Source organism: Aurantimonas sp. HBX-1 (genome assembly GCF_021391535.1).
GTDB lineage: Bacteria > Pseudomonadota > Alphaproteobacteria > Rhizobiales > Rhizobiaceae > Aurantimonas.
Window position 1 is genome coordinate 1,174,270 of sequence record NZ_CP090066.1, and the last position, 25,672, is coordinate 1,199,941.

Annotated in this window: 25 protein-coding genes; 5 read left to right on the forward strand and 20 right to left on the reverse strand. The window is 70.3% G+C overall.

The window, feature by feature from the left end:
* Positions 1-2 precede the first annotated feature (2 nt).
* The 9 genes from LXB15_RS05550 to LXB15_RS05590 all read right to left on the reverse strand — a co-directional run bounded on the left by LXB15_RS05550 (position 3) and on the right by LXB15_RS05590 (position 8,970).
* On the reverse strand, positions 3-920 hold the full coding sequence (locus tag LXB15_RS05550; RefSeq protein WP_233951524.1) for a branched-chain amino acid ABC transporter permease LivH: 918 nt from the start codon (positions 918-920) through the stop codon (positions 3-5).
* Positions 921-1,212: 292 nt separating this feature from the next.
* On the reverse strand, positions 1,213-1,989 hold the full coding sequence (locus LXB15_RS05555; protein ID WP_233951526.1) for a phosphatase PAP2 family protein: 777 nt from the start codon (positions 1,987-1,989) through the stop codon (positions 1,213-1,215).
* A 57-nt stretch (positions 1,990-2,046) separates the two neighbouring features.
* Positions 2,047-2,838, reverse strand: coding sequence for a nitrilase-related carbon-nitrogen hydrolase (locus tag LXB15_RS05560; protein WP_233951528.1), 792 nt, complete (start codon positions 2,836-2,838; stop codon positions 2,047-2,049).
* A complete protein-coding gene (locus tag LXB15_RS05565; RefSeq protein WP_233951529.1) occupies positions 2,835-3,638 on the reverse strand; it encodes an ABC transporter permease in 804 nt (267 codons plus the stop codon). Before LXB15_RS05565 ends, LXB15_RS05560 begins: the two co-directional genes overlap by 4 nt.
* Positions 3,635-4,429: an ABC transporter permease gene (locus tag LXB15_RS05570; protein WP_233953064.1), complete on the reverse strand. Its 795-nt coding sequence runs from the start codon at positions 4,427-4,429 to the stop codon at positions 3,635-3,637. Before LXB15_RS05570 ends, LXB15_RS05565 begins: the two co-directional genes overlap by 4 nt.
* A gap of 50 nt (positions 4,430-4,479) precedes the next feature.
* On the reverse strand, positions 4,480-5,523 hold the full coding sequence (locus LXB15_RS05575; protein WP_233951531.1) for an ABC transporter ATP-binding protein: 1,044 nt from the start codon (positions 5,521-5,523) through the stop codon (positions 4,480-4,482).
* Between the two features lie 70 nt (positions 5,524-5,593).
* Positions 5,594-6,682: an ABC transporter substrate-binding protein gene (locus LXB15_RS05580; RefSeq protein WP_370640179.1), complete on the reverse strand. Its 1,089-nt coding sequence runs from the start codon at positions 6,680-6,682 to the stop codon at positions 5,594-5,596.
* Between the two features lie 37 nt (positions 6,683-6,719).
* Positions 6,720-7,763: an agmatinase gene (gene speB, locus LXB15_RS05585; protein ID WP_233951533.1), complete on the reverse strand. Its 1,044-nt coding sequence runs from the start codon at positions 7,761-7,763 to the stop codon at positions 6,720-6,722.
* The gene (locus LXB15_RS05590; RefSeq protein WP_233951535.1) at positions 7,756-8,970 is read right to left on the reverse strand and encodes an aminotransferase; all 1,215 of its coding nucleotides are present in this window, start codon (positions 8,968-8,970) and stop codon (positions 7,756-7,758) included. Before LXB15_RS05590 ends, speB begins: the two co-directional genes overlap by 8 nt.
* A gap of 119 nt (positions 8,971-9,089) precedes the next feature.
* Here LXB15_RS05590 and LXB15_RS05595 point away from each other — a divergent pair, with 119 nt between their 5' ends.
* On the forward strand, positions 9,090-10,040 hold the full coding sequence (locus LXB15_RS05595; protein ID WP_233951537.1) for a LysR family transcriptional regulator: 951 nt from the start codon (positions 9,090-9,092) through the stop codon (positions 10,038-10,040).
* Between the two features lie 6 nt (positions 10,041-10,046).
* Here the strand turns inward: LXB15_RS05595 and LXB15_RS05600 are convergent, their stop codons facing one another.
* From LXB15_RS05600 to LXB15_RS05635, 8 genes are all read right to left on the reverse strand, one after another.
* The gene (locus LXB15_RS05600) at positions 10,047-11,753 is read right to left on the reverse strand and encodes a methyl-accepting chemotaxis protein (RefSeq protein ID WP_233951539.1); all 1,707 of its coding nucleotides are present in this window, start codon (positions 11,751-11,753) and stop codon (positions 10,047-10,049) included.
* Complete coding sequence (locus LXB15_RS05605) at positions 11,750-12,073, reverse strand: hypothetical protein (protein WP_233951541.1); 324 nt, start codon at positions 12,071-12,073, stop codon at positions 11,750-11,752. The genes LXB15_RS05600 and LXB15_RS05605 overlap by 4 nt, the downstream gene beginning before the upstream one ends.
* Before the next feature lie 114 nt (positions 12,074-12,187).
* Positions 12,188-13,522 (reverse strand): oxygen-independent coproporphyrinogen III oxidase, encoded by a 1,335-nt coding sequence (gene hemN / locus LXB15_RS05610; RefSeq protein ID WP_233951543.1) that lies wholly within the window; start codon positions 13,520-13,522, stop codon positions 12,188-12,190.
* Positions 13,523-13,525: 3 nt separating this feature from the next.
* Positions 13,526-13,666, reverse strand: coding sequence for a hypothetical protein (locus LXB15_RS05615; protein WP_233951544.1), 141 nt, complete (start codon positions 13,664-13,666; stop codon positions 13,526-13,528).
* A 130-nt stretch (positions 13,667-13,796) separates the two neighbouring features.
* Positions 13,797-14,384, reverse strand: coding sequence for a class I SAM-dependent methyltransferase (locus tag LXB15_RS05620; RefSeq protein ID WP_233951545.1), 588 nt, complete (start codon positions 14,382-14,384; stop codon positions 13,797-13,799).
* Complete coding sequence (locus LXB15_RS05625) at positions 14,372-15,085, reverse strand: PIG-L deacetylase family protein (protein WP_233951546.1); 714 nt, start codon at positions 15,083-15,085, stop codon at positions 14,372-14,374. The genes LXB15_RS05620 and LXB15_RS05625 overlap by 13 nt, the downstream gene beginning before the upstream one ends.
* On the reverse strand, positions 15,082-16,170 hold the full coding sequence (locus LXB15_RS05630) for an acyl-CoA dehydrogenase family protein (protein ID WP_233951548.1): 1,089 nt from the start codon (positions 16,168-16,170) through the stop codon (positions 15,082-15,084). The genes LXB15_RS05625 and LXB15_RS05630 overlap by 4 nt, the downstream gene beginning before the upstream one ends.
* A gap of 7 nt (positions 16,171-16,177) precedes the next feature.
* On the reverse strand, positions 16,178-17,311 hold the full coding sequence (locus LXB15_RS05635) for a glycosyltransferase family 2 protein (RefSeq protein ID WP_233951550.1): 1,134 nt from the start codon (positions 17,309-17,311) through the stop codon (positions 16,178-16,180).
* 350 nt (positions 17,312-17,661) lie between these two features.
* Here LXB15_RS05635 and LXB15_RS05640 point away from each other — a divergent pair, with 350 nt between their 5' ends.
* From LXB15_RS05640 to LXB15_RS05655, 4 genes are all read left to right on the forward strand, one after another.
* Positions 17,662-20,040 carry a phosphoketolase gene (locus LXB15_RS05640; protein WP_233951552.1) on the forward strand — a complete coding sequence of 793 codons (2,379 nt, stop codon included), beginning with the start codon at positions 17,662-17,664 and terminating at the stop codon, positions 20,038-20,040.
* A 30-nt stretch (positions 20,041-20,070) separates the two neighbouring features.
* On the forward strand, positions 20,071-21,261 hold the full coding sequence (locus tag LXB15_RS05645) for an acetate/propionate family kinase (protein WP_233951554.1): 1,191 nt from the start codon (positions 20,071-20,073) through the stop codon (positions 21,259-21,261).
* 121 nt (positions 21,262-21,382) lie between these two features.
* Positions 21,383-21,736 carry a hypothetical protein gene (locus tag LXB15_RS05650; protein ID WP_233951555.1) on the forward strand — a complete coding sequence of 118 codons (354 nt, stop codon included), beginning with the start codon at positions 21,383-21,385 and terminating at the stop codon, positions 21,734-21,736.
* Positions 21,737-21,829: 93 nt separating this feature from the next.
* Positions 21,830-22,519, forward strand: coding sequence for a D-lyxose/D-mannose family sugar isomerase (locus tag LXB15_RS05655; RefSeq protein ID WP_233951557.1), 690 nt, complete (start codon positions 21,830-21,832; stop codon positions 22,517-22,519).
* A 41-nt stretch (positions 22,520-22,560) separates the two neighbouring features.
* Here the strand turns inward: LXB15_RS05655 and LXB15_RS05660 are convergent, their stop codons facing one another.
* From LXB15_RS05660 to LXB15_RS05670, 3 genes are read right to left on the reverse strand one after another with little or no spacing between them, the layout of a single operon-like run.
* Positions 22,561-23,751, reverse strand: coding sequence for a Gfo/Idh/MocA family protein (locus LXB15_RS05660; RefSeq protein WP_233951559.1), 1,191 nt, complete (start codon positions 23,749-23,751; stop codon positions 22,561-22,563).
* Between the two features lie 15 nt (positions 23,752-23,766).
* Entirely contained in the window at positions 23,767-24,531 is a 765-nt protein-coding gene (locus LXB15_RS05665; protein ID WP_233951561.1) for a sugar phosphate isomerase/epimerase, read from the reverse strand.
* Between the two features lie 25 nt (positions 24,532-24,556).
* Positions 24,557-25,672, reverse strand: coding sequence for an ABC transporter ATP-binding protein (locus LXB15_RS05670; RefSeq protein WP_233951562.1), 1,116 nt, complete (start codon positions 25,670-25,672; stop codon positions 24,557-24,559).

The following is a 25,672-nucleotide window of genomic DNA, read 5'->3' on the forward strand; positions in this document are numbered from 1 at the left end:
GCTCAGACCTTCTCGACTTCCGGCCGGCCGAGCAGGCCGGAGGGCATGAAGATCAGTACGATGGCGAGGATCGAGAAGGCGGCGACGTCCTTGTACTCGACCGAGAAATAGCCCGACCAGAAGGTCTCGATCAGGCCGATCGCGAGGCCGCCGAGCATCGCACCGGGCAGCGAGCCGATGCCGCCGAGCACCGCCGCGGTGAACGCCTTAACGCCGGCGATGAAGCCGATATAGAAGTCGATCACGCCGTAATAGAGCAGGTACATCATGCCGGCGACCGCGGCGAGCGAGGCGCCCATCACGAAGGTCAGCGAGATGGTGCGGTCGACATTGACGCCGAGCAGCGAGGCCATCTTGCGGTCCTGCTCGCAGGCGCGCTGCTGGCGCCCGAGCGAGGTGCGCGAGATGACCAGCGCGAAGGCGGTCATCAGGACGATGGTCATCGCGATGATGATGATCTGCATGTAGGAGATCTGGACGACGATCCCGCCCGGGCCGTCGAGCAGCGTGATGCCGCCCTGGATCTGCGGCGGCAGCGGCTTGACGCGTGCGCCCTGGGTCACCTGCACGAAGTTCTGCAGGAAGATCGACATGCCGATGGCGGTGATCAGCGGGGCGAGGCGGAAGGAGCCGCGCAGCGGCCGGTAGGCGACCCGCTCGATGGTCCATCCCCACAGCGCCGTGCAGAGCATGGCGACGATGAGCATGATCAGGATGACGACCGGCAGGAAGGTGATGCCGAGCGCCGCCAGCGCCAGGAACACCGTCAGCGCGATGAACGAGCCGAGCATGAAGATCTCGCCATGGGCGAAATTGATCATGCCGATGATGCCGTAGACCATCGTGTAGCCGATGGCGATGAGCCCGTAGATTGATCCGAGGGTGACCCCGTTGATCAGCTGCTGGAGAAAATATTCCATGACCCGCCGTTTTTTGTCGGTGCGTGTTGGGTGCCCGCTTGGTTGGCGCCGCGGTCGACTGTCAGGAACGCCGCGTCGGAAGGCATGATCAATTCCATAGCGATGACATAATCGCAACCCGGCCGTCACAATTGCGCGTACTCGTGCACAGGCAGTGCGGCCCGGAAATGCCGGGCAGGCCTTCGGCGGGGAGGGAACTTCAGCGCGGCGTGGGCTTCGAGCGGCCACGGTTCGGCCGCTTTCGCGCCACCGAGAACGCATCCATGCCGGAGCCGTCGCGCGCTGCCGGCGGTCAGCGTTCGGCCGGGGGCGCCTCGGGGACGCTTTCGCCGGCCTGGGGATCGACGGCACCGCGGCGCTCCAGCCAGCGTGCGACCATCCACCACGCCACCGCCCATGCCGCGCCGGCGGTCCAGCCGGCCAGAACGTCGCTCGGCCAGTGCACCCCGAGATAGACCCGGCTGATACCGATGAGCATGGTGAGGAAGACCGCGGCGCCGATCAGCAGGGCCCTCAGGCTCCAGCGCTCCTGCACCCGCGCCACGAGGATCGCAAGGGTCAGGTAGGTCACCGCCGACATCATCGCGTGGCCGCTCGGAAAGCTCGCGGTGTAGACATACGTGCCGTGCGGGACGAGGTCCGGTCGGGGACGCGAGAAGCCCCACTTCAGGGCCTGGCTCATCATGAAGCCGCTGACGATGGCGGCGAGCACCAGCCACATCGAGCGTCGCTTGCCCGACAGCCAGAGATACAGCGCGACGAAGCAGGTCAGCATGGTCAGGACGCCGTTGCCCCCCAGCGCCGTCATGTCCCGTCCGAGTTCCTCGAACCACATCGGTCCGAGCGGGTCCGAGGGATCGGTGGCGCTGCGCAGGGACAAGAGGATCTCGGTGTCGAGGCCCTTGGCATCGCCCTCCAGCACCTCGCCGCCGACGGAGACGAAGGCCCAGACAGAGGCGGCGACAATCAGTGCCGCGACCAGCGTCGAGATCTCGACCCGGCTCTTGATCCAGGCAGGCAGCGTGTGCCGAACGAAGGGGACGAGCTTGTTCACGGTGGGCAGGGGCATGGACGCTTTCGAGACAGGCGGTCGGGTCGCCCTACAGATAGCGGCGGCGGCCGGGCGTCAATCTTGTTTCGGCGCGAGACCGGCCTGCAGCAGCTCCGCCAGATAGGGGTTCTGCGCCCGGCAATCCGCATAGGCCGACGGGTCGAGATCGGCGACGAGCATCGCCGCGTCGCTGTCCCCGGCGGCGGCGAGCACGCTGCCGTCCGGGGCGACGATGCTGGAGAGGCCCTGATAGGCAAAGCGGAAATCGGCGCTGCAATGATCGGCATAGACGATGAACAGCTGGTTCTCGAAGGCGCGCACCGGCACTACGCGTTCGGCGATGAAGCGGGCGCCGACGCTCCGCGGCAGCGCCGTCGGCACGATCACCGCCGCGGCGCCGCGCAGAGCCAGTTGCCGCACCAGTTCGGGGAACTCGACGTCGAAGCAGACGAGCACGCCGCAGGCGAGGCCGCCGATCTCGACGATCGGCGGCTCGGCGCGGCCGGCCGCGAACAGGCCCTTCTCGTAGTCGCCGTAGAGCATGCGCTTGGCGTAGAGCGCCGGCGCGGCACCGGGGCGCAGCATCGCTGCGGCGTTCGCCAGACCGCCGTCGTCGGCACGCAAGGCGAGGCCGGTCACCATGGCGACGCCATGCTGGTCCACCATCGCCTGCAACGGCGCCAGCGCCTGCTGCGGATCCGCCGCGGATTCGGCGATGGCCGGGCCGGCGCCGTAGCCGGTGACCGCGAGTTCCGGAAACACCGCGAGATCGGCACCGGCGGCACTCGCCATGCAAGAGTCTATTTCCGCAAGGCGCGCGTCCGGCGACCCGAGGCCGGCGGCAAGCTGGAAGGCGGCGACCCTCATTTCTCGTCTCCGGCGCGCCAGGCGCCCAGCAGCTTCGGCAGGTCACCGAACCGTGCGACCGTCCCGAACACCGCGACCGCCACGGCGACGAACAGGATCGAGACGCTCGCCATGGTCGGCGTGTAGCCGTAGCGCAGGGCGTTGAAGATCTTGATCGGCACGGTCTCCAGGGTGAAGCCAACGGTCATGTAGGCGACGATGTACTCGTTCAGCGACAGGACGAAGGCGAAGGCGAAGCCGGAGACGATGTAGGGGGCGATCATCGGCAGCACGATCGTCGTCAGGATCGTCCGGTCGTCGGCGCCCATGGTGCGCGCCGCCTCGGTGACCTCGCGGTCGATGGTGGAGAAGCCGAGCGAGATCGTCACCAGCGGCAGGCTGGTGAAGAAGATCGCATGGCTGATCACCACCGTGTACCAGGCGCCGTACGCCCCGACCGTCGCCCAGAGGCTCAGCGCGCCGAGCGCGGTGATCACCGGCGGCAGGACGAAGGGCGAGATGCCGAGCGTCTGGATGATCCGCCCGACGGCCGAGACCCTGCGCCACAGCGAATAGGCGATCGGCAGCGCGATCGCGACGGCGAGCGTCGCCGCGCCGAGCGCGATCAGCACCGAGGTGGTCAGCGCGCCGCGCCAGCCGGGATCGGTGAAAATCTCGCCGTACCAGGCGAGCGAGAAGCCGACCGGTGGGAAGGTCAGGCTGCGCATCTCGTTGACCGAGACGCCGGCGATGACGATCAGCGGCGCCGCCAGGAACAGCCCGACGAGGGCGAAGAACAGCCGGGAGAGGGCGGTGCTCATGCCGGTTGCCCCCGCCGCCCGAGCAGCGTCGTCGTCAGCACCAGCAGCAGGCTCGCGACGACCAGGAACACCGCCATGGCGGCGGCGAACGGCATGTTGGACTGGTAGATCGCCTGGTCGGTGATCAGCACCGACAGCGTCCAGTGCTCCGGCCGGCCGAGCAGCTGCGGCAGCAGATAGGCGCCGAGCGCGAAGACGAAGACGATGATGAAGGTGGCGATCAGCGTCGTCCGCAAGGCCGGCAGCACCACCGTCAGGAAGGCGCGGATCGGCGAGGCGCCGAGCGTCTTGGCCGCTTCCGCCAGCGACGGATCGAGCCGCGAGAAGGAGGGGTAGAGCACCAGCACCGAATAGGGCAGCGCCTGGTAGACCATGCCGGCCAGCACCGCGCCGAAACCAGGGGTCCAGGCGACGGGCGCGTCCATCAGCCCGATGGCGACGAACAGGTTGGAGACGCCGGCGGTGCGGCTGAGCAGCGTCGACCAGGCAAAGCCGATGATCACCTCCGACAGCGACAGGACGGCGAGCAGCGCGACGAGCCACGGCACCTGCATGGGCCGCTTCAGCCGGGTCAGCAGATAGGTGAAGGGCGCGCCGACGGTGATGCAGATCGCCGCGACCAGCGCCGACAGGCCCAGCGAGAACAGCAGGATCTTGCCGAAGAACAGGCTGAGGAAGCGGGCGTAGTTGGCGGTCGTGACGATCGGCTCGTAGAAGCCGCCCTGGACGCGCTGGAAGAACGACACGGCGATCATCAGCCCGAATGGCACGACGAAGAACGCCAGCAGCATCAGCGCCGGAAACACCAGCACCCACCGCGAATCGCCGGATGCGGCGCGGCTCACGCGCGGCTCCCCGCCGGGAAGACGACGATTGCCGCCGGGTCGAGGCCGAGCGACACCTTGTCGCCGACGGCAAGGCCGTGCCGCCCCGGGGGCCGCATGGCGATCATCTGGCCGGCAGCGGTGGCGAGATAGACCTCGACGCTTGCGCCCATGTCGCGGACGAACTCGACGGTCGCGGCGATCGGCGCCTCGCCCTCCGGCTCGATCGAGACATTCTCGGGCCGCACCGAGATCTCCGCGCCGGCCTGGCCGTGCGGCAGCGTCAGGCCCGGAATCAGCGCGCCGCCGACCGCCGCCGCGCCGCCTGCCGACTCCGCCCTCAGAAGATTGGTCTGGCCGAGGAAATCGGCGACGAAGGCGTTCGCCGGGCGACGGTAGATGTCGATCGGCCGGTCCATCTGCTGGATGCGGCCGCCGTTCATGACTACGATCGTGTCGGCCATGGTCATCGCCTCCCGCTGGTCGTGGGTGACGACGATGGTGGTGATGCCGAGCCGCTCCTGCAGCTGCCGCAGTTCCACCTGCATCGCCTCGCGCAACTTGGCGTCCAGCGCCGACAGCGGCTCGTCGAGCAGGAACAGCTTCGGCGATACGGCAAGGGCGCGGGCGATGGCGACGCGCTGGCGCTGGCCGCCGGAGAGCTGCGCGACCGGGCGGCTTGCCACGCCGGGCAGGCGCACGAGGTCGAGCAGTTCGGCGACTCGGGCCTCCCGCTCGGCCTTGCCCTGGCCGCGGATCTTCAGCGGGTAGGCGATGTTGTCGCCGACCGACAGATGCGGAAACAGCGCCAGCGACTGGAACACCATGCCGAAATCGCGCTTGTGCACCGGCCGGTCGCCGAGCGTCTCGCCCTCGAAGCGGATGTCGCCGCTGGTCGGGGTCTCGAGCCCGGCGATCATCCGCATCAGCGTGGTCTTGCCGCAGCCGGAGGGCCCGAGCAGGCAGACGAACGATCCGGGCGGCACCGACAGCACCGCGTCATCCACCGCGGCGACCTTGCCGTAGCGCTTGGTGACGTTGACGAGTTCGAGCCCGCTCATGCGTTGGATCGTCCTTGCTGGGGGTTCCGGCGGCAGCGTGCCCGCCGCCGGATCATGGTCGAAGGGATGGTCAGCCCACGATCAGCTCGGTCCATTTCTGGTTCAGCCAGTCGGCCTTCTCGACATAGAGGTCGTAGCGCGGGACGATCGGCGGGATCTCCGAGGACACCGCGGCGAACTCCTCGTCGGTGAGGTCGAGCAGCTCGCGCTTGATCACCGGCGCGGTGCCGACCTTGCGGGCGAGGATCGACTGGATTTCCGGCTGCGTCATGTAGTCGATGAAGGTCAGCGCCAGGTCGAGCTTCTCCGACGCCTTGGAGACGGCCCAGCAGCCGGAATCGGAGATGCCGCCTTCCTTCGGGAAGGTCGAGCGGACCGGGAAGCCGTCGGCGGCCGCAAGGCCGGTCACGTCGTGGTAGTACTGGCCCATCGGGATCTCGCCGGACTTCAGCGCCTGCTCGAACTGCGCCTCGTCGCGGTACCAGAGCTGCACGTTCGGCTTCAGTTCGGCGAGCTTGTCCATCACCTTGAGGATACCTTCCTCGGTCGACAGGATGTCGGTGCCGCCGAAGAAGGTGGTGGCCGTCACTTCCAGCAGGAACGAGTTCGACACCAGCGCCAGCAGGCCGAGCTTGCCCTTGTTGGCGGGGTCCCAGAAGGCCGCCCAGCTTTCCGGCGCCTCAGGGTAGGTGTCGGTGTTGGTGACGAGGTTGATGTACCAGGCCACCGCGCCGATGCCGGCGACGTCGCCGTTCGGATACTTGACCGTGAAGGGCGGCAGGACGTCGCCGGCCCGGGTGATCTTCGAGACGTCGAGCGGCGCCCAGAGCTCGGTGGCAAGGCCCTTGCGCATCGCGACCTGCGACATCATCGAGACGTCCGCCGGCGCCATGCCGGCCCGGGCCGCCTGCTCGAGCTGGACCAGCCAGGCTTCGCCGGTCGGCTCGGCGACGCTCTCGACCGCGATGCCGGTCGCCTTGGTGAATTCGGGGAAGATGCTCTTGTCGAAGGAATCTTTGAAATAGCCGCCATAGACGCCGACCTTCAGCGACTTGTCCTGAGCGCGCAGGATGGAGGGCATCGCCAGGCTGGCGCCGGCGGCGGTGGCGCCGGCGAGCAGCACGCGGCGGTTGAGACTGAAGGGCGGTCGCGTCGTCATGGGCGTGTCTCCGTTTCGAGGGGTGGAATGAGCGCGGCTATGGCCGGCCCGGCGTGAAGGGAACGAGGCTCAGAAGTTCGAACAGCATCTGCGCGCCGGCATGGGCGGTGTTGGTCGTCGCGTCGTATTGCGGCGCGACCTCGACGACGTCGCCGCCGATCATCGCGATGCCGGCGAGGCCGCGCAGGATCGCCAGCGCCTCGCGCGTCGTCAGCCCGCCGATCTCCGGCGTCCCGGTGCCGGGCGCGAAGGCCGGGTCGAGGCTGTCGATGTCGTAGGAGACGTAGACCGGGCCGTCGCCGACCACCGCGCGCGCCCTCGCGACGACGGCGTCGATGCCGAGCCCGGAAATCTCCTCGGCGTGGATGACGGTCATGCCGGTCTCGTAGGAGAACTCCCAGAGATATTCCGACGAGCCGCGAATGCCGATCTGGATCGTCCGCTCCGGGTCGAGCACGCCGTCGAGCACCGCCTGCCGGAACGGGCCGCCATGGTGGAACTTGCAGCCGTCGAAGGGTCCCGACGTGTCGCAATGCGCGTCGATATGGATCATCCCGACGGGCCGTTCGGCGCCCAGCGCCCGCAGGATCGGCAGGGTGATCGAGTGGTCGCCGCCGACGAAGAGCGGCAGCACGCCGGCGCCGACGATGGTGGCGGCGGTCCGCTGGATGTCCTCGTGCGAGGTCGCAAGATCGAAGCGGCTGCGGAACGGCACGTCGCCGATGTCGGCGACCTTCAGCTCCTTCACCGGCATGGTCTTGAGCTGGTGGTTGTACGGGCCGACCCGCTCCATGGTGCGGACCGCGCGCGGGCCGAACCGGCTGCCGTTGCGGTTGGTGACGCCGAGATCCATCGGCACGCCGATCATCGCGACGTCGAGCCCGGAAAGATCCGGCGCCGACCAGTCGATGGCACGGTAGGGCGCGTCGAGGAGGGTGGGCAGGCCGGCATAGGGAGCGACCCTCGTGCCCTTCGGATCGAACAGCCGGTCGGCGACGGCGGCAAAGCCCGGATCGTAGATGCGGCGCTCATTGTCGCCGGCGAAGCGCTTGCGCAGGGCGGCGAGTTTCTGTTCATCCATGGATCGTCTCTCTCGTTTCGGTAGCCGCAGCGGCGCCAAGGCCGATGGCCAGGCGGCGGGCGATCTCGGCGATGCGGTCGGCCGCGACATTGGCGACGGCGAAGCGCAGATAGGCCTCCTGGCCGGGGCCGAAGAAGCTGCCCGGCAGCACCAATATGCCGAGTTCACGCACCAGCGCCGCGGCGATCTCTTCCGCCGGTACCCCCTCGTAGGGATGGCGGACATAGGCGAAATAGGCGCCGAGCTGCACGATCTCCCAGCCGTCGATGGGGGCGAGCGCCGCGGCGAAGGCCTCGCCTCGGGCAGCGATCGCCGCGGCGCTCTCCCGCCGCCAGTCGGCCATCGCCGGGATCGCCCAGACGAGCGCCGCCTGGCCGGGCCGCGGCGGGCAGATCTGGATGCAGTCGATGGCCTTCTGCATCGACGCCAGGAAGGCTTCGCCGGCGATGATCGCGCCGAGCCGGTGGCCCGGAATCGCATAGGCCTTGGAGAAGCTGTAGAGGCTGACGAGGTGGTCGGCGGCTTCGGGCCGCGAGAACAGGTCGTGCGTCGCGCCGGACCCCGGCGGCAGGAAGTCCCGGTAGGTCTCGTCGAGGATCAGATAGAGGCCGCGCTCGACGCAGATGTCGAAGATTTCGGTGAGCAGTTCCGGCGGGTAGATCGCCCCGGTCGGATTGTTCGGGCTGACCAGCAGGACCGCCCGACACTTCTCGTCGAGCACGGCGCGTAGTCCGTCGGCTGTCGGCAGGAAGCCGTCAGCCTCCGTCGCCGGCAAGAGGCGCGGTTCGACGCCGGTCATGGCGAGCGACATCTGGTGGTTGAAATACCACGGCACGGGCAGCACGACGGCATCGCCGGCCGTGGCGACTCCCAGCATGGCGGCGAAGAAGGCCTGGTTGCAGCCGGCGGTGATCGCGACCCGGCCGGGGCCGAGGTCGACGCCGTAGAACGCCGAGACCTGCTTCGCGTAGACGTCGCGCAGCGCAGCGTCGCCGAGGATCGGCCCATAGCGTGCCGCATCCGCCGAGGCGGCCGCCGCGCCGAGCCGCTCGGCCAGCGGCGGGGGCGGCGCGTGGTCCGGCACCGCCTGGCTGCAGTCGATCAGCGGCCCGTGGCGGCCGTCATAGGAGTCGCGCCAGCCGAAGGCGCGGGCGATCGGCGCCGGCTCGACGGCGGCGAGGCGGGGGTTGGGTGTCGGCCTTGGCATGCGTCGGGCGCCTCCGGGCGTGGGAAGTGGGTGCCCTCATGATGGTCAACCATAACACCTGCCCGGAAGCTAGGCATCTGGACGACTGGTTGAATATCCGCCTATCAATCCGAACCTTGATGATGCTCAATGTGAAGGGCGCGCTCATGCGGGTTTCTGGAAGTGATCTGCGACTGCTGCAGGTGTTCGACGCGGTCGTGCGGAACGGTGGCTTCGCGGCCGCCGAGCCGGAGCTGAATGTCGGCTCGTCGACGATCAGCAACCACATGGCAGCGCTGGAGCAGCGGCTCGGCTTCACGCTCTGCCATCGCGGCCGCGGCGGCTTCCGCCTGACCGAGCGCGGGCAGGCGGTCTGGGAGGCTTCCCGCCAGCTCGACAAGGCGCTGCAGGATTTCACCGCCGACGTCGCCGCCGTGCGGGGCGAACTGCGCGGCGAGCTGCGTATCGGCGTCCTCGACGCGATCTGGACCGACCCCGCCAACCGTCTCGCCGAGGTCATCGCCGAATTCGGGCGGGTTGCGCCGCAGGTGCGGCTGGTGCTCGGGCAGGAACGGCCGCAGGACATGCAGCAGAAGGTGGCCGACGGGCTCTATCACTGCGCCATCGGCAGCCATCGCGACCGCGTCGAGGGCATCGAATACGACGCGCTCTACGAGGAACGCCACAGCCTCTATTGCGGGCGGGCGCATCCCGAATTCGGCACCGCCGACGCCGTGCTGACGGACGCGAGGCTCGCGGCGCTCCCCTTCGTGCACCGGGGCTACTGGCGCGAGGAGGATTCGCTCCGCTCCGTCGCCTGGCGGGTCGAGGCGACGGTCTACCAGATCGAGCCGCAGATGATCCTGATCCGCTCCGGCCGGTTCATCGGCCTCCTGCCGGACCATTATGCGCGGGCGGCGGTGGCGGCCGGCGAACTGAGGGCGATCCGGCCCGCCGAGATCGGCTATGTCTGCACCTTCGAGCTGTTCTCGCCCGGCGGCCGGCGCACCTCCGACATCACCGCCGCCTTCGTCGACACGGTCCGCCGCGTCTGGCGGAGCGGGACGGTGGCCGTGGCGGTCGCCGCCTGACCGGCGCTAGAAGTCCTGCCAGCCGTCGTTGGCCGGTGCGACCGCTGCGGCGCCGCCGCCGGTCTTGAGGCGGACGACGGGCGCCGCGGGGCGTCGGGGCGCCCCGGCCCGGCTGCGCGAGACGGGCTGATGGGCCGATCCCCCGCCGGCGTCCGGCGATATCCGGAAACGGTCGACAAGGCCGGAGAGCAGGTCGGTCTCTGCCGCCAGGGCCTGGCTCGCGGCGGTGGTCTGCTCGACCATCGCGGCGTTCTGCTGGGTCACCTTGTTCATCTGCTCGGCCGCGCCCGACACTTCCCGCAGGCTCGTCGCCTGTTCGCGGGCGCTGTCGGCGATCGCGGACACCCGGGTCGCCATCTCGCCGAGGTGCCCGAGGATCTCCTCCAGCGAACGGCCGGACGCCGTGACCAGCTCGACCCCCTGGCCGACCTCGTCGTGCGACGCGCTGATCAGCGCCTTGATCTCCTTGGCCGCCTCCGCCGAGCGCTGGGCAAGTCCGCGCACTTCCTGCGCGACGACCGCGAAACCCCTGCCGGCGTCGCCGGCGCGGGCCGCCTCGACTCCGGCGTTGAGGGCGAGGAGGTTGGTCTGGAACGCGATCTCGTCGATCACCGAGATGATCGTGCCGATCCGGTTCGACGACTGCTCGATGCGGCCCATGGCGTCGATGGCCTGCCCGACGATGGCGCCGCCGCGTTCGGCGCTGGTGCGAGCGGTGGTCGCCAGCTGGCGTGCGTGGTCGGCGCTGTCCGCGGTCTGCCTGACGCCGCCGGTGACCTCGCCAAGGGCGGCCACCGTCTGCTCCAGGCTCGTGGCCTGCTGCTCGGTGCGCTGCGCGAGGTCATGCGAGGCCGCCGAGATCTCGGACAGCCCGGTGCGGATTGCCGCGACCGAACCGACGACGGAGCCGAGGGCGAGCTCGAGCTTGCCGACGGCATCGTTGAACAGCGCGCGGATGCTCTCGTAGTCGGCCGCCACCGGCCGTTCCAGCCGGACCGTCAGATCGCCGCCCGACAGGCGGTCGAACCCGGCCTCGATGTCGCCGACGAAGCCCTTCAGCGCGAGGGTGACGGCTTCGGCCTCGGCCTCGCGTTCGGCGCGCATCGCGTCGTTGCGGGCATGTGCATCGGAGGCGGTGGCGGTCATGAGCTGGGCCTCGCGCTCCGCCGCGATCGCCTGGCTTACGGCCGTGTCGCTGGCGGCGAACGCCTTGAGCAGCGTGTAGGTGAGCGCGAGCAGCACGCCGGCTTCCAGCACCAGGATGATGGCATGCAGGAGGACCCGGGTGAAGGTCGCCTCGCCGGTGAACACGGCGGCCGGGAGCAGCGCGTAGAGGAGGAGGTGATGGACGGCGGTGAAGGCAGAGAAGGAGGCGATCGGGCGCCAGTCGACCCACGCGGCGCAGATCGCCAGCGTGGCGAAGAAATACATGTGCATGTCGATCTGCAGCGACGAGCCGGAGAAGCCGTAGACCAAGAGGGCGACAAGGACCCCATGGGCGAGGCCGGTGACCGTCCGCGTGGTGGGACCGGTCCGGTCGGCGAGCCAGCTGGCGGTCGCTGCGAGGGTGACGACGAGGCCGCCGCCGACAAGGACGACGAGGCTGGCCTCGGTGCCCCAGACCGCGCGCGCCACGATGAGCGCCAGGTTCACCCAGAGCAGCAGGATGATACCCTTGCCGGCCCGCTCCCGCAGATCAGTGAGACTGTTCATCGGTCGAATACCCTGGTGAGACACGCGGCCCCGAAGCCGCCGTCGAGGACGAGGACAGCACCGGCCGAGACCAGCCGGGAGACGAAATCGGGAGCCGCACCGTCGGCCACGGCGATCCAGGGACGGCGCCCGGTGGCCACCAGGGTGCCGCCCGCGGCGCGGACGACGGCGACCACGTGTTGCGGATCGCTCCACGGACCGACGAGGACCAGGACCCGGTCGCCCTTCGGCACCGCCGCGATGCCGATGAGCACCAGCAGGGCGGCTGCGATGTTGCCGATGAGGAGCAGGCGACGGTGCCGGGACGGGGGAACTGACACGGGTGGGGAGTTCCTGCCTGATGCGCAGGCGGACACCGGATGCGGCGCGCCTGAGCCAGTGCTAGCAGACAGCGATTAGCAAGGGCTTAAGCGCCGCAACGGCCAGGTTTGCCGTCAGATTGCCCGGCTGAACGAGGTCTCGCCGCCGCTGCGGGCCTCGTCGAACAGGGCGGCGATGAGCCGGACGAAGGGCCGGCCTTTCGCGGTCATCCGGAGCGTCCCGCCGGACAGGGTGGCGAGCCCGGCCGCCTCGTAGGGCTGCAGCCGCGCGGCGATGTTGCCATAGCGGGTGATGCCGCCGACCTCGTCGAGATCGACGCGGAAGTCGCACATCAGCCGCTCGATGATGATCGCGCGCCGGCGCGTCGCCGGCCCGACGGCGATGCCGCGGGCGGTCGGCAGCACGCCTTCGGCGATGCTGCGGCGATAGTCGGCGACCGGCGCCGTCGTCTGGACGAAGCCGTCGGGCAGCTGCGACACCGCCGAGGCGCCGAAGCCGATCAGGGTCCGGCGGTCGTCGTCCGTGTAGCCCTGGAAGTTGCGGCGCAGGCGCCGCTGCCGCGCGGCGACGGCGAGCTTGTCGCAGAGCCGCGCATAGTGATCGAGGCCGATCGCCTGGTAGCCGCGACCGCAGAACACCTCGGCGACGGCGGCGGCCTGCCGGAAGCGCTCGAGCGTGTCGGGCAGGGCGGCTTCGTCGATCAGGCGCTGGTTGGCCTTGCGCTGCGGCAGATGGGCATAGCCGAAGCAGGCGACACGGTCGGGTCCGAGCGCCGCGACCTGCCGGCAGGTGGCCCGGACCGAAGCCTCCGTCTGGTGCGGCAGGCCGTAGATCAGGTCGATGTTGAGTCCCTCGATCCCGGCGGCGCGCAGATGGCCGACCGCCGCGGCGACGACGGCCTGCGGCTGGACGCGGCCGATGGCGATCTGGACGACCGGGTCGAGATCCTGCACCCCCAGGCTGACGCGGTTGACGCCGAGGTCGGCGAGCCGGCGCGCCAGGGCCGCGTCGACGAAGCGCGGGTCGAGTTCGATCGCGTGCTCGGCGAGAGCGTCGAGGTCGAACGCTTCGTCCAGCACCGCCATGACCGAAGCCAGGCCGTCAGCCCCGAGGATCGACGGCGTGCCGCCGCCCCAGGCGATGCGGGCGGCCTTGAGACGTCCCGGCAGGTGCCGCGCCACCAGCCGGATCTCGGCTTCGAGGCTTTCCCGGTAGATCCTGACGGCCTCGTTGCGATGCGTCGCCTTGGTATGGCAGCCGCAGTAATGGCAGAGGTCACGGCAATAGGGGACGTGGAGATAGAGCGAGACGCTCTCGTCCGGATCGACCCGGCCCAGCCAGGTGGCGTGCTCTCCGGGACCGACGGCCGGGCTGAACTCGGCCGCCGTCGGGTAGGACGTGTAGCGCGGCACCGCCTGCAGCGCGAATTGCGTCAGCTCCGCATCCATGGCTCAGCGCCCGGCGGCCGGATGGCGACGCCGGCGGCGAACCGGCACGACGCGCGGACGGCGCTGGCCGATCGCCATGGCCATGGCGGCGAGGGCCAGGCTGGCGAGCAGCGCCACGGCGGCGAGGGGGAAGAGATCGTGCATGGCGGCGGGCCCTTCGTGACCGAGCTTATGTCACGCCCGAACCACCAGCCGGCCGCGACCTCAGCCGAGCATGGCGGAGCGGGGCGGCGCGTCCTTGATCTCGGTCAAAACGGGCTGAGGCGGTGCCGGCTCAGCCTTGCCTGGGCTTTTCGTAGGCGGTCACCCGGAAGCGGGCCGTCTGGAGCGCGACGCGGCGCGGCGCCACCGCGGCGAACCACCGATCCGCGGTGGCGACCGCCAGTGCCGGCCGGATGGCGGCATCGTCGAAATCCAGCACGTGGTGCAGGAAGACGATCCGGCCGCCCGGCGCCAGCGCCGCGTGCAGCTTCGGCAGGAGGGCGGCGAGGTCGCGAGGCTTCAGATAGTACAGGATCTCCGACGCGACGATCAGGTCGAACGGGCCCTTCGGCATGTCCCGCGGCAGCAGTGCGTGGCGGAAGTTGACCCGGGCGTTTCCCGCATTGCGGTGCTGGGCAGCCTCCAGCGCCGTGGCCGAGGCATCGACCGCAAGCAGGCACCGGCAGATGGTCGCGAGGCGCCGCGTCGTCTCGCCATTGGCGCAGGCAAGCTCCAGCCCGCGCCCGAAGTGCCGGTCGCCGCAGGCCTTGAGAAGCACATCCCGCTTCCACGCCTCGAAGGGCGAGGCGGCGTAGTTCCAGGGATCCGGGTCGGCGGCGAACTTCGCCTCGAAGCCGTCGGCGTCGATCACCCGTCGCATGGGCGCAGATACGTCTCGACGGGGCCGTTCAGGCGCTCGATCGTCGCTTCGGTGAGGCGGAACCCGTCCGGGTCGTCGGCGATCAGGTCGGTGGTCTGCGACAGATGGGCGGCGACGGCCTGCCGCTTTGCGGCGGCGACCGCGCCGATATCGAAGGCGACGATTTCCATCTCGCCGGGACGCGGCGCGTCTTCTGCGGCGCCCAGCTCGTCGAGCCAGATCGCGTATTCCAGCGTCGCGGGCCGTGGGCGCCGCTGCTGCAGGACTTCGGTGACGAGCAGCCAGCTGTCGCGGTGGTCGCAATGCGGGTCGCGCCGCCACGGCAGCAGGACGAGATCCGGGTCGAACCACTTCACTAGGTCGGCGACCGTAGCCGCAGCGGCGCGCCAGGCGGGCGAGCCCTGCGGCGGCATGGCGGCATCGTGCAGCCGCAGGAAGGTCGAGGCGTCCGGATCGAGGCCGAGGGCGAGGAGGGCGGCGCGGGCCTCGGTCTCGCGCTGCGCGGCCAGCCGCTCGCGCGGCCACTGCGCCGAATTGCGATGCGAGGCGCCGCCGTCGGTGACGAACAGCGTGTGGATCTGCCGGCCGAGCCGGGCAAGTCTCGCCGCCAGCCCGCCGCAGCCGAGCGTCTCGTCGTCCGGGTGCGGCGCGACGATCAGCACCCGTTCCGCGGTCACCGACTCCGGTCGCAGGAGCCTCATGCCGGACGGCCCGTCCGGGGATCGGCGCGGCCAGGCCGCCACTCGCCCCTCGCCATGGCGAGACCCGCGGAACGCAGCGCTCCGTCCGGATTGGGCTGGCGCAGATAGGTGCGCAGGTCCCGTACCAGCCGCTCGAGCCGGTGCGGCGCGATGAACCCGGCGGCGCCGACGGCGCGTTCGGCCTCTTCGAGCACGCTCATCGCCGCCGCCTCGACCGCCGAGCGGGTCGCGTTGGCCGTCGCGGTGAGCCGCGCCGCCGGCGGACCTTCCCCGCCCGCCACCACGGCGGCATCCCAGGCTTCCGCCGCCCGGTCGAGCCAGGCGTAGCCGGTCTCAACCGCGATGCCCATGCGGGCGATGCGATGCGCCTGGTAGGGATCCTCGGCACGGCCGGTGCGCCTCAGATGATCCAGCGCGACGTCGAACACGGCGTGCATGCCGCCGACATGGACGGCGGCGAAGCGGATCGCGCCGCCGCCGAACCAGGGCTCTGCGACATAGGCGCCCGGCTCGCCGAGAAACCAGCCCGGCTCGGGCGTAACGCCGGCGAAATCGACGAGATGGCTGCCGGAGGCGCGCATGCCGAGCGGCTTCCACCAGCTGCGGTCGACCGGCAGGCCGTCCAGCGGCACCATCAGCATCAGGCGGCCGGCCTCCTCCGGCACGGTCACGATGGCGCGCGACAGGCCGTCGACGCCGGAGGCGAAGTTCTTGCCGCCGGCCAGCACGCCGCCTTCGAGACGCAGCGGTGCGGCCGGCATGTCGGTGTTCCACACGCCGAACAGCCGACCGGCGCGGGCCTCGGCGAACCATTCGCGCCGTTGGATTGCCGTCCCGTGCTGGTCGATCAGGATCAGCGCGTTGACATGGCCCTCGAAGATCCGCCCGGTGCTGAGGTCGCCGCGGCCGACCCCAGCCAGAAGCCGCAGCAGCGAGCCGGTTTCGCCGGGGCCGATAGGCGGATCGCCGAGGGCGCCGAAGGCGGCCAGCTCGGCGAAGCCGGCGGCCGGAAACGCGTCCTCCGTCTCGGCGTTGCCCGCAGCGGCAGCAATCGCGTGGCTCAGCGCATCCAGTCGCTCGTCCATCGTGGGCTCATGCCGCATCGGCGGCCACCGTGATGTCGTCGATCAGCCGCGCCATCGCCGCCATCGCCGTGTCGACCGGCACGGTGGCGGGCGCATCCGGCTCGTCCGGCGCGTGGCGCTCGACCAGGGCTTCCGGCGACAGCAGCCGCCCGCCGTCGTCGTGCAGGTCGGCGGGGAACAGCGCGAGCCGGTTGGCGAGCACGGCGATCTCGTCCGCGTCACCGGCGGCGGCGAGGCGGCGGAGCATCGACCGGCGCAGGGCGCGCTGGCGCACGCGGACCGGCGCCTCGACCAGATGCGGCCGGCCTGACGCTTCGGCGGCGATCCAGGATTTCAGGCAGTCGGCCATGCCGCCGCGCGCCCGCCCGAAGGTCCGGGCCGACACGGTGACGACGACGTCGGGATCGTGGCGGAGCCGGTAGCCGGCGGCGCGCAGGCGGGAGACGAAGGTCAGATCCTCGCGCCGCGGCAGGGCCGGCAGTCCGCCGACCGCGTCATAGGCGTCGGCGCGGACCGCGAGGCTGGCGCCGGTATGGTCGTGGTGGCGCGGCCACGGGTCGTAGGGAATCGGATCGATGATCGCGGTGAGGCGGTCGCAAAGGCCCCCATAGGCGACCTGGCGCCGGGCGCGCCGCCGGAAGCCGTCGCCGAGCAGCGCTTCCTCGGCCTTGTCGCCGACGATGAGGCCGCCCACCAGGTCGGCGCCGGCGGCGATGCTGCGGAGGTTGGCGTCGACCCAGGCGGGATGGGGGGTGCCGTCGGCGTCGGTGGTGAGCAGGACGCTTCGCGCCGGATCGGCGACCAGCGATCGCGCCGTCTCCATCGCCAGCCGCCGGGCGCTCCCGGCATGGGCCTCGGGGCGCGGGAAGTCGACCTCTACAATGTGGAGACGCAGTTGCGGGTGCCGCGACGCCGCCGCGGCCAAAAGAGCGGCGGATTCGTCGCGGCAGTTGTTGAGCACGAGCACGACGTCCAGCATCCGGCCGCAATCGGAGAGCCACGACTGGGCGGCGAGCGCCGCGACGAGGCGCGGCAGGCGCTCGGCCTCGTTCTTCGCGGGTATCGCGACGACCGGATGGAGGCCGTCCACGGCCGTCGAGCCGGGAGCGCGCAGGAGGAGGGACTGATCTACGGGCTGCATCCCGCGCTAATCGCCTCGCTGGTTGCTGGGGTGGTCGCGCCGATGGCACCGGCGCGATTGCTCGATGGCACAGGAAGCTGCAGCGCCGTGACTGGTTCCCTGATGCCGCGCGCAATAACCGGGCAACCGCGCGGCGGCGACCGGCATGGGCCGCAGTTCCGGGTTGCCGGGACCGCCCGCTGATCCAGATCAAGGACGGGAAGAAGCCTGCGGGATAGGCCGTTTCCACCTGGTGGCGGCGACACCGGGAGCCCCGCGAATCGGCGCCTCTGCGGCGCAGTGACATGCGGTCGCATCGTGCTGCGGCCGCTGCCACCGACCCGAAGCCAGAGACGGAGACTTCCCCGCCCATGACCGATCACGACTTCGACCGCATCGACCGCTACTGGCGCGCCGCGAACTACCTCTCGGTCGGGCAGATTTACCTTCTCGACAACCCGCTGTTGCGCGAGCCGCTGACCACGGCGCACGTCAAGAAGCGGCTGCTCGGCCACTGGGGCACGACGCCCGGCCTGAACTTCGTCTACGCCCATCTCAACCGCATCATCCGCGACCGCGACCTGTCGGTGCTCTACATCTGCGGGCCCGGGCATGGCGGCCCGGGCATGGTGGCCAACACTTGGCTCGAGGGCACCTACAGCGAGACCTATCCGGACGTGCCGCAGAACGCCGCCGGCATGCACAGGCTGTTCCGGCAGTTCTCATTTCCCGGCGGCATCCCGAGCCACGCCGCGCCCGAAACGCCGGGCTCGATCCACGAGGGCGGCGAGCTCGGCTATGCGCTGGCCCACGCCTATGGCGCGGTGTTCGATTCGCCGGATCTGATCGCGGCCTGCGTCATCGGCGACGGCGAGGCGGAGACCGGCGCGCTCGCGGCCTCCTGGCATTCCAACAAGTTCCTCAATCCCCGCGTCGACGGCGCGGTGCTGCCGATCCTGCACCTCAACGGCTACAAGATCGCCAATCCGACCGTCCTCGGCCGCATGCCGCACGAGGAACTCCGCTCGCTGCTGGTCGGCTACGGCCACGAGCCGATCTTCGTCGAGGGCAGCGAGCCGATGGCGATGCACCGGCTGATGGCCGCGGCCTTCGACCAGGCCTTTGACCGGATCGCGGCGATCCAGCAGGCGGCGCGGAACGGCGGCGACAACGAGCGGCCGCGCTGGCCGATGATCGTGCTGCGCTCGCCGAAGGGCTGGACCGGGCCGGACGTGGTCGACGGCAAGATGGTCGAGAATTTCTGGCGCTCGCACCAGGTGCCGGTCTCGGGCGTCCACGACAATCCGGCGCATCGCCAGATCCTCGAGGACTGGCTGCGCTCCTACCGGCCGGAAGAACTGTTCGCCGAGGACGGCAGCCTCTTACCGGACCTGGCGGCGCTCGTGCCCGAAGGCGACCGCCGCATGGGCGCCAACCCGGCCGCCAACGGGGGCATGTTGCGGATCGAGCTCGACCGGCCGCCGGTCGAGGACCATGCCGTCGCCGTGCCCTCGCCGGGCGGGGCGCGCGGCGAGGCGACGCGGGTGCTCGGCGCCTATCTGCGGGACGTCATGGTGCGCAACGCGGACGCCCGCAATTTCCGCCTGATCAGCCCGGACGAGGCCTCGTCGAACCGCCTCGACGCGGTGTTCGAGGTGACCGAGCGGGCGTGGATGGAGACGATCGAGCCCTACGACGTGCATCTCGCCGACGAGGGACGCGTCATGGAGATCCTCAGCGAGCATCTCTGCCAGGGCTGGCTGGAAGGCTATCTGCTGACCGGCCGGCACGGCATGTTCGCCTGCTACGAAGCGTTCGTGCACATCGTCGACTCGATGTTCAACCAGCACGCCAAGTGGCTGAAGGTCTCCCGCGAGCTCGAATGGCGGGCGCCGATCGCCTCGCTCAACTACCTGCTCTCGTCGCATGTCTGGCAGCAGGACCATAACGGCTTCAGCCACCAGGACCCGGGCTTCGTCGATCTCGTCGCCAACAAGAAGAGCGACGTCGTGCGGCTGTATTTCCCGCCCGATGCCAACACGCTGCTCTGCGTCGCCGACCATTGCCTTGCCACCTACGACCGGGTGAATGTCATCGTCGCCGGCAAGGCGCCGGCGCCGCAATGGCTCACCATGGACGAGGCAAAGCGCCACTGCGAGGCGGGCATCGGCAGCTGGCCCTTCGCCTGCAACGTCGCCGCGGGAGAGACGCCGGACGTGGTGATCGCAGCCGCCGGCGACGTGCCGACGATCGAGGCGCTGGCGGCTGTCGACCTGTTGCGCCAGAAGCTGCCGAAGCTGCGCATCCGCTTCGTCAACGTCGTCGACCTGATGGCGCTGCAGCCGAAGGAGCGCCACCCGCACGGCATCGACGAGGCCGATTTCGACGCGCTGTTCACCACCGACAAGCCGGTGATCTTCGCCTATCACGGCTATCCGTATCTCATCCACCGGCTGACCTATAAGCGGGCCAACCACGACAACTTCCACGTCCATGGCTACCAGGAGGAGGGGACGACCACGACGCCCTTCGACATGACGGTGCTGAACGAGCTCGACCGCTTCCACCTCGCCATCGCGGCGGTGCGCCGGCTGCCCGGCCAGGGCGGCGACGAGGGCAGGGCGGCGATCCGCCATTGCGAGGAACGGCTCGCCGCGCATCGCCTCTACGTCGAGGCGGAGGGCGTCGACATGCCGGAGATCCAGGACTGGGGCTGGCCCTACGCGACGGCGGCCGATGCCGGCGACTGAGCGGTCGGGCCCGGCGCGGGAGGCCGGCTGATGGCGGACATCGTCCTCAGCCTCAATGCCGGCTCGTCGAGCGTCAAGTTCGGGCTGCACAGGATCGCGGGCCCCACGACGATGCCGGTGGCGGTGGCGCGCGGCGCGGTGAAGGCCGAGGCGGGGGCGTGGCGGCTGACAGCCGAGGGCTCGGACGGCGCGCCCGGGCTCGACGAGGCCGTCACCGGCGGAGCGGACGACCTGGCGCCAGCGCTCATGCGTCTGCTCGCCTGGGCGGAGGATGGAGCCGGGCCGGGCGGCCTGCTCGCGGTGGGCCACCGGGTGGTGCATGGCGGGCCGCGATATGCCGATCCGGTGCGGCTGACGCCGGAACACGTCGCGGCAATCGAGAAGCTGACGCCGCTGGCGCCGCTGCACCAGCCGCGCTGTCTCGCCCCGATCCATGCGTTGATGGCGGTCCGCCCGGTTTTGCGGCAGACCGCATCCTTCGATACCGCCTTCCACCGGACGATGACCGGCCCGGCCACGCGCTACGGCCTGCCGCGCGAACTCGAGGCGGAGGGAATCCGCCGCTACGGCTTCCACGGCCTCTCCTACGATTTCATCGCGCACCGGCTGGAAACGCTCGAGCCGGGCAGCCGTGGCCTCAGGACCGTCGTCGCCCATCTCGGCAACGGCGCCAGCCTCTGCGCGCTGAAGGACGGCAAGAGCGTCGACACGACGATGGGCTTCTCGGTGCTCGACGGGCTGCTGATGGGCACCCGCCCCGGCACGCTCGACCCGGGCGTGCTGGTCTATCTGATGCGCGAGCACGCCTATGGCGCCGAGGCGCTGGAGGACATGCTCTACCATCGCTCCGGCCTGCTCGGCGTCTCCGGTCGGTCGAGCGACATGCGCGAACTTCTGGCTGACGGCAGCGCCGAAGCAACCGATGCCGTCGACCTCTTCGTCCACCGCGCGGCGCAGCAGATCGCGGTGATGGCGACGAGCCTTGGGGGCCTCGACCGGCTGGTCTTCACCGGCGGCATCGGCGAGCACCAGCCGCAGATCCGCGCGGCGATCGGCCGGCGCCTGGCGTTTCTGGGCATAGCGGAGGACCCGGTCCTGAACGATGCCGGGCAAGGGCAGATCAGCACCGACGACAGCCGTGTGAGTGTTCGCGTCGTGCCGACGGACGAGGAGGCGGTCATCGCGCGCGACGCCGCCGCGATCTGCCGCGCCGGCGAATAGGATGACGGATCATTGACTTGCGCGAGGGAGCCTCGATGCCGGTCGAGCGTTGGCTGAGGGAGAGCGCCGGTCTTCGGCGCCCGGTTCGCCGCTCCGGCGGACGTCATTCCGAGGAGCCGTCATGACCCTTCGCCGATTTTCACTGCCGCTTGCGGCGCTATGCCTGTCCCTCGCGGCAGGCCCCGCCTTCGCCCAGAGCCAGCCGCTGCCCGATGCACCGCCGGAGATCCCGGCGCCGGAGTCGACCGCTCCCGGCATGCCGCTCGACGGCGACCCTTGCGCTCCCGCAGCGGCACCGGACGGCGCTGCTGCCGGACAGGGTGACCTCACCGCGCGCCTGCAGGATTGCGGCAGCGTCCTGACGCCGCCCGATACCGGCGACACGGCCATCGAGGCGCCCGCACCGGATCCGGACCCCGGCACCACGCCGGTCGTGCCGCCCTCGCAGCTGCCGGGCCAACAGACGCCGCAATAGCCGTCTCGACAGGATGCCGGCTTGTCGCCATTGTCCGGGCCGTTTGATGCAGGCGGCCCGGATTGCCGGCATGCCGCGAGGGAGAGACGGTCCATGAAGCGTTCGCGCGTCAACGAGATCCTGCAGGAGGGCGACGCCTTCATCCGCTCCTTCGGCTACGTCATGCCGCCATTCGCGTATCTTTCGCCGGAGGAGATGCAGCGGCGGCGGCGCGAACTCGACGGCATCATCGAGGCGCGGCTCGGCTGGGACATCACCGACTACGGCCAGGGCCGGTTCGACGAGCTCGGCCTGTTCCTGTTCACCGTGCGCAACGGCCGCGTTGATGATCTGCGGCACGGGCGCGGCATGCTCTATGCCGAAAAGATCATGATCAGCCGCAAGGAGCAGCTGTCGCCGATGCACCGCCACGTCGTGAAGGCGGAGGACATCATCAATCGCGGCGGCGGCAGGCTGGTGCTGGAGCTGTTCATGTCGGATGCGGCCGGCGATCCCGACGCGACGGCCGAGGTGTCGGTGATGACCGACGGCATCTCCCGCACGCTGCCGGCCGGCGGCCTGCTGGCGCTCGACCCGGGCGAGAGCGTGACGCTGCTGCCGGGCGTCTGGCACGCTTTCTGGGGCGAGGGGGCGGACGTGCTGATAGGCGAGGTGTCGACCGTCAACGACGATCTCACCGACAACGTCTTCCGCGAGCCGATCGGCCGCTTCGCCGCGATCGAGGAGGACGAGCCCCCGGTGCATCTCCTCGTCTCGGACTACGACGGCTACCTGACACGCTAAAGATCGCCGCCGGCCGGGCCCTTCGGCCGCGCGGCGCTCCCTCAGGCATCCTGTTCGGCGAATGGCAGGCTCGACTGCGCCGCCATGCCGGCGCGCGTGCCGCCGACCAGCGTCAGCGCCTCGGTCTCCGCGAGCGCGTCGGGACGGGCGCAGCGCGGCCCGATGGTTACCCGCTCGCCGCTGCCCGCGGCTTCGAGGGTGCCGGCCATCACCGCCAGCACGTGCAGCGCCACCGCGCCATTCGCCCGATGCGGCCGGCCTTGCTCGATCGCCTGCGCCATCTCGGCGATGCCGGCGCCGCGGTAGTTGGCGTGGATGGGGTCGGCCAGCGGCCAGTTGGCGGCGCCGAAGACCCGGTGGTCGGTGGCGGTGCTGCTCCAGTCGCCGCGCTCGACCGCGGTCTCGACGGCGCCGCCGAACCAGTTCGGATCGGGGACGCGCATCGAGCCTTCCGTGCCGTGCAGCTCCAGCGGTCGCAGCCCGTGCTTCCAGACATCCCAGCTGGCAAGGAAGGTCACCTGCGCGCCGCTGTCGAATTCCAGCAGCGCCTGCACCGTGGAGAGCACCTCCACCCGGATCGCCTGGCCGAGCATCGGCGAGTTCGCCGTTGTGACGGTGCGGGTCTCGAAGCCGACCTGGCCGCTCGCCTGCACGGAGGCCACCGGCCCGAGCAGGGTGACGAGGGTCGAGAGGTAATAGGGGCCCATGTCGAACACCGGTCCGCCGCCCGGCTTGAAGAAGAAGGTCGGGTCGGGGTGCCAGTTCTCCATACCGTGCGACAGCACCGAGGCGACGCCGAGCAGCGGCTTGCCGATGACGCCGGCGTCGATCTGGCGGCGCGCCTCCTGGATCGCGGCGCCCAGCACGGTGTCGGGCGCCGCGCCGACGCGCAGGCCGCGGGCCTCGGCCGCCGCGAGGATCGCCTCGCCGTCGGCGACGGAGGTTGCCAGCGGCTTTTCCGAATAGACGTGCTTGTCGCTCTCGAGCGCCGCCAGCGAGATTTCGGCATGGGCGGCGGGAACGGTCAGGTTGAGGACGATGTCGACGTCGTCGCTGGCGAGCAGCGCCTCGACGCTGCGCGCCTCGATGCCGTAGGTCCCGGCCTTGGCCGCTGCCGCCTCCGGCCGCAGGTCGGCGCAGGCGGTGAACGCGATGCCGGGAAAGCGGGCGGCGTTGAGCAGGTAGATGTCGGAGATGTTGCCGCAGCCGATGAGGCCGATGCGCGTGACCATGGGGGTGTTTCCGGTTCAGTTGTTCGAGGCGGCGAGGGCGCTCATGCGCTCGGCGCTGGTGCGGGCGAAGCGCGAGAGGTCGGACGGGTTGTCGTGCTCAGCGATCATCAGCGCGGCGCCGGAGCGGGCGGCGAGCGGCCAGAACCTTGCCCAGTCGACGACGCCGTCGCCGACATCGGCCCAGCCGTCCTCGTCGAGCTTCTCGCCCTCCGGCGCGATGTCCTTGACGTGCACCGCGGCGATGCGGCCGGCATAGCGCTTCAGCCACGGCTCCGGATCGGCATCGGCCCGGGCGATCCAGGCGACGTCGGCCTCCCAGAGGACACCCGGTGCCAGCAGATGCTCGATCGGATAGGAGCCGTCGGGCAGCGCCACGAACTCGAAATCGTGGTTGTGCCAGGCAAGCCGCAGCGCCTCGTCGGCAAAGTCGGTCGAGAGCTTCGCCAGGCGCGCGCCGACCGCCTCCCAGCCGGCGCGATCCGCCGGCCGTTCCTCGGGCGCGAGATAGGGGATGACCACCGTCTCGATGCCGAGCGTGCGGGCGATCGCAACGACGCGGTCGAACTCCGTCTCGGCCATTGCGAGGGCGAAATGGCCGCTCTTGGCGGTGAGGCCGTTGGCGTCGAGCAGCCGGCGGAAGCTTTCCGCATCCTCGTGTTGCGGGCGGTAGGTCTCGACATTGGTGTAGCCGCAGGCGGCCAGCATGGCGAGCACCGCCGCGTCCGGCGGGAAGTTGCGGGCCGAGTAGAGCTGGAAGGAGATCGGGTCGGTGGGCGTCATCGCGAAAGTCCTCGGATCGTGACGGCTAGAGGCGGTCCTGGGTCGTGGCGTCGAACAGCGATGCGGCGGCGAGGTCGAAGCTGAAGGCGATCTCCTCGCCGACCCGCACGGCCGCGTCGCCGCCGGCACGGATGGTGAAGGTCTGGCCGGCGAATCGCGTCCACAGGATCGTGTCGGCGCCCATCGGCTCGACGATCTCGATCCGGCCGCGGCCCGCGACATGGCCGGGCGGCACCGGCCCGATGGCGACATGCTCTGGCCGGACGCCGAGCACGACGCGCTGGCCATTCGTCGGCGGCACGGCGAAGTCGTAGCGCGCGGCGTCGAGGGTCTCGCCCTCCAGCGCCAGCGACAGGCCGCCGCCGGGCGCGGCCACGAGCTCGCCGTCGAAGAAGTTCATCGCCGGCGAGCCGATGAAGCCGGCGACGAAGCGGTTGGCGGGCCGCCGGTAGATCTCCTGCGGCGGGCCGATCTGCTGCACCACGCCGCCCTTCATCACCGCGATCCGGTCGGCGAGCGTCATCGCCTCGACCTGGTCGTGGGTGACGTAGACCATGGTGTTGCCGAGCTGCTGGTGCAGCTTCTTGATCTCGATCCGCAGCTCGTTGCGCAGCTTTGCGTCGAGATTCGACAGCGGCTCGTCGAACAGGAAGACCTCGACCTGGCGCACCAGCGCCCGGCCGATGGCGACGCGCTGGCGCTGGCCGCCGGAGAGTTCGGCGGGCTTGCGTTCGAGCAGCTGCTCCAGCTGCAGCAGCGCCGCCGCCTTCTCCACCCGGGCGGCGATCTCCCGCTTCGGCAGGCGGGCGACGCGGAGGCCGAAGGAGAGGTTCTGGCGCACCGACATGCGCGGATAGAGCGCGTAGGACTGGAACACCATGCCGATGCCGCGGTCCTTCGGCTCGGCCCAGGTGACGTTGCGGCCGGAGATCCAGATCTCGCCGTCGGCGACGTCGAGCAGGCCGGCGATGGCGTTGAGGAGGGTGGACTTGCCGCAGCCGGAGGGGCCGAGCAGGACGAGGAACTCGCCGCGGCCGATGTCGAGGTCGAGCCGGTCGATGACCGGATGCGCGCCGAAGGCGATCCGCAGATCCTTGACGGACACCGAAGGCTCGGTGGCGAAGCGGGTGGAGGGGGTCAT

Coding starts and splice junctions, on each gene's coding strand:
- LXB15_RS05660 (WP_233951559.1), bottom strand. CDS start 23,751: ATGGTCACGCGCATCGGCCTCATCGGCTGCGGCAACATCTCCGACATC.
- LXB15_RS05595 (WP_233951537.1), top strand. CDS start 9,090: ATGATGCTCAATGTGAAGGGCGCGCTCATGCGGGTTTCTGGAAGTGAT.
- LXB15_RS05600 (WP_233951539.1), bottom strand. CDS start 11,753: ATGAACAGTCTCACTGATCTGCGGGAGCGGGCCGGCAAGGGTATCATC.
- LXB15_RS05550 (WP_233951524.1), bottom strand. CDS start 920: ATGGAATATTTTCTCCAGCAGCTGATCAACGGGGTCACCCTCGGATCA.
- LXB15_RS05625 (WP_233951546.1), bottom strand. CDS start 15,085: ATGAGGCTCCTGCGACCGGAGTCGGTGACCGCGGAACGGGTGCTGATC.
- LXB15_RS05555 (WP_233951526.1), bottom strand. CDS start 1,989: ATGCCCCTGCCCACCGTGAACAAGCTCGTCCCCTTCGTTCGGCACACG.
- LXB15_RS05640 (WP_233951552.1), top strand. CDS start 17,662: ATGACCGATCACGACTTCGACCGCATCGACCGCTACTGGCGCGCCGCG.
- LXB15_RS05655 (WP_233951557.1), top strand. CDS start 21,830: ATGAAGCGTTCGCGCGTCAACGAGATCCTGCAGGAGGGCGACGCCTTC.
- LXB15_RS05645 (WP_233951554.1), top strand. CDS start 20,071: ATGGCGGACATCGTCCTCAGCCTCAATGCCGGCTCGTCGAGCGTCAAG.
- LXB15_RS05635 (WP_233951550.1), bottom strand. CDS start 17,311: ATGCAGCCCGTAGATCAGTCCCTCCTCCTGCGCGCTCCCGGCTCGACG.
- LXB15_RS05615 (WP_233951544.1), bottom strand. CDS start 13,666: ATGCACGATCTCTTCCCCCTCGCCGCCGTGGCGCTGCTCGCCAGCCTG.
- hemN (WP_233951543.1), bottom strand. CDS start 13,522: ATGGATGCGGAGCTGACGCAATTCGCGCTGCAGGCGGTGCCGCGCTAC.
- LXB15_RS05630 (WP_233951548.1), bottom strand. CDS start 16,170: ATGGACGAGCGACTGGATGCGCTGAGCCACGCGATTGCTGCCGCTGCG.
- LXB15_RS05565 (WP_233951529.1), bottom strand. CDS start 3,638: ATGAGCACCGCCCTCTCCCGGCTGTTCTTCGCCCTCGTCGGGCTGTTC.
- LXB15_RS05620 (WP_233951545.1), bottom strand. CDS start 14,384: ATGCGACGGGTGATCGACGCCGACGGCTTCGAGGCGAAGTTCGCCGCC.
- LXB15_RS05580 (WP_370640179.1), bottom strand. CDS start 6,682: ATGACGACGCGACCGCCCTTCAGTCTCAACCGCCGCGTGCTGCTCGCC.
- speB (WP_233951533.1), bottom strand. CDS start 7,763: ATGGATGAACAGAAACTCGCCGCCCTGCGCAAGCGCTTCGCCGGCGAC.
- LXB15_RS05560 (WP_233951528.1), bottom strand. CDS start 2,838: ATGAGGGTCGCCGCCTTCCAGCTTGCCGCCGGCCTCGGGTCGCCGGAC.
- LXB15_RS05570 (WP_233953064.1), bottom strand. CDS start 4,429: ATGCTGCTGGCGTTCTTCGTCGTGCCATTCGGGCTGATGATCGCCGTG.
- LXB15_RS05665 (WP_233951561.1), bottom strand. CDS start 24,531: ATGACGCCCACCGACCCGATCTCCTTCCAGCTCTACTCGGCCCGCAAC.
- LXB15_RS05650 (WP_233951555.1), top strand. CDS start 21,383: ATGACCCTTCGCCGATTTTCACTGCCGCTTGCGGCGCTATGCCTGTCC.
- LXB15_RS05575 (WP_233951531.1), bottom strand. CDS start 5,523: ATGAGCGGGCTCGAACTCGTCAACGTCACCAAGCGCTACGGCAAGGTC.
- LXB15_RS05670 (WP_233951562.1), bottom strand. CDS start 25,672: ATGACCCCCTCCACCCGCTTCGCCACCGAGCCTTCGGTGTCCGTCAAG.
- LXB15_RS05590 (WP_233951535.1), bottom strand. CDS start 8,970: ATGCCAAGGCCGACACCCAACCCCCGCCTCGCCGCCGTCGAGCCGGCG.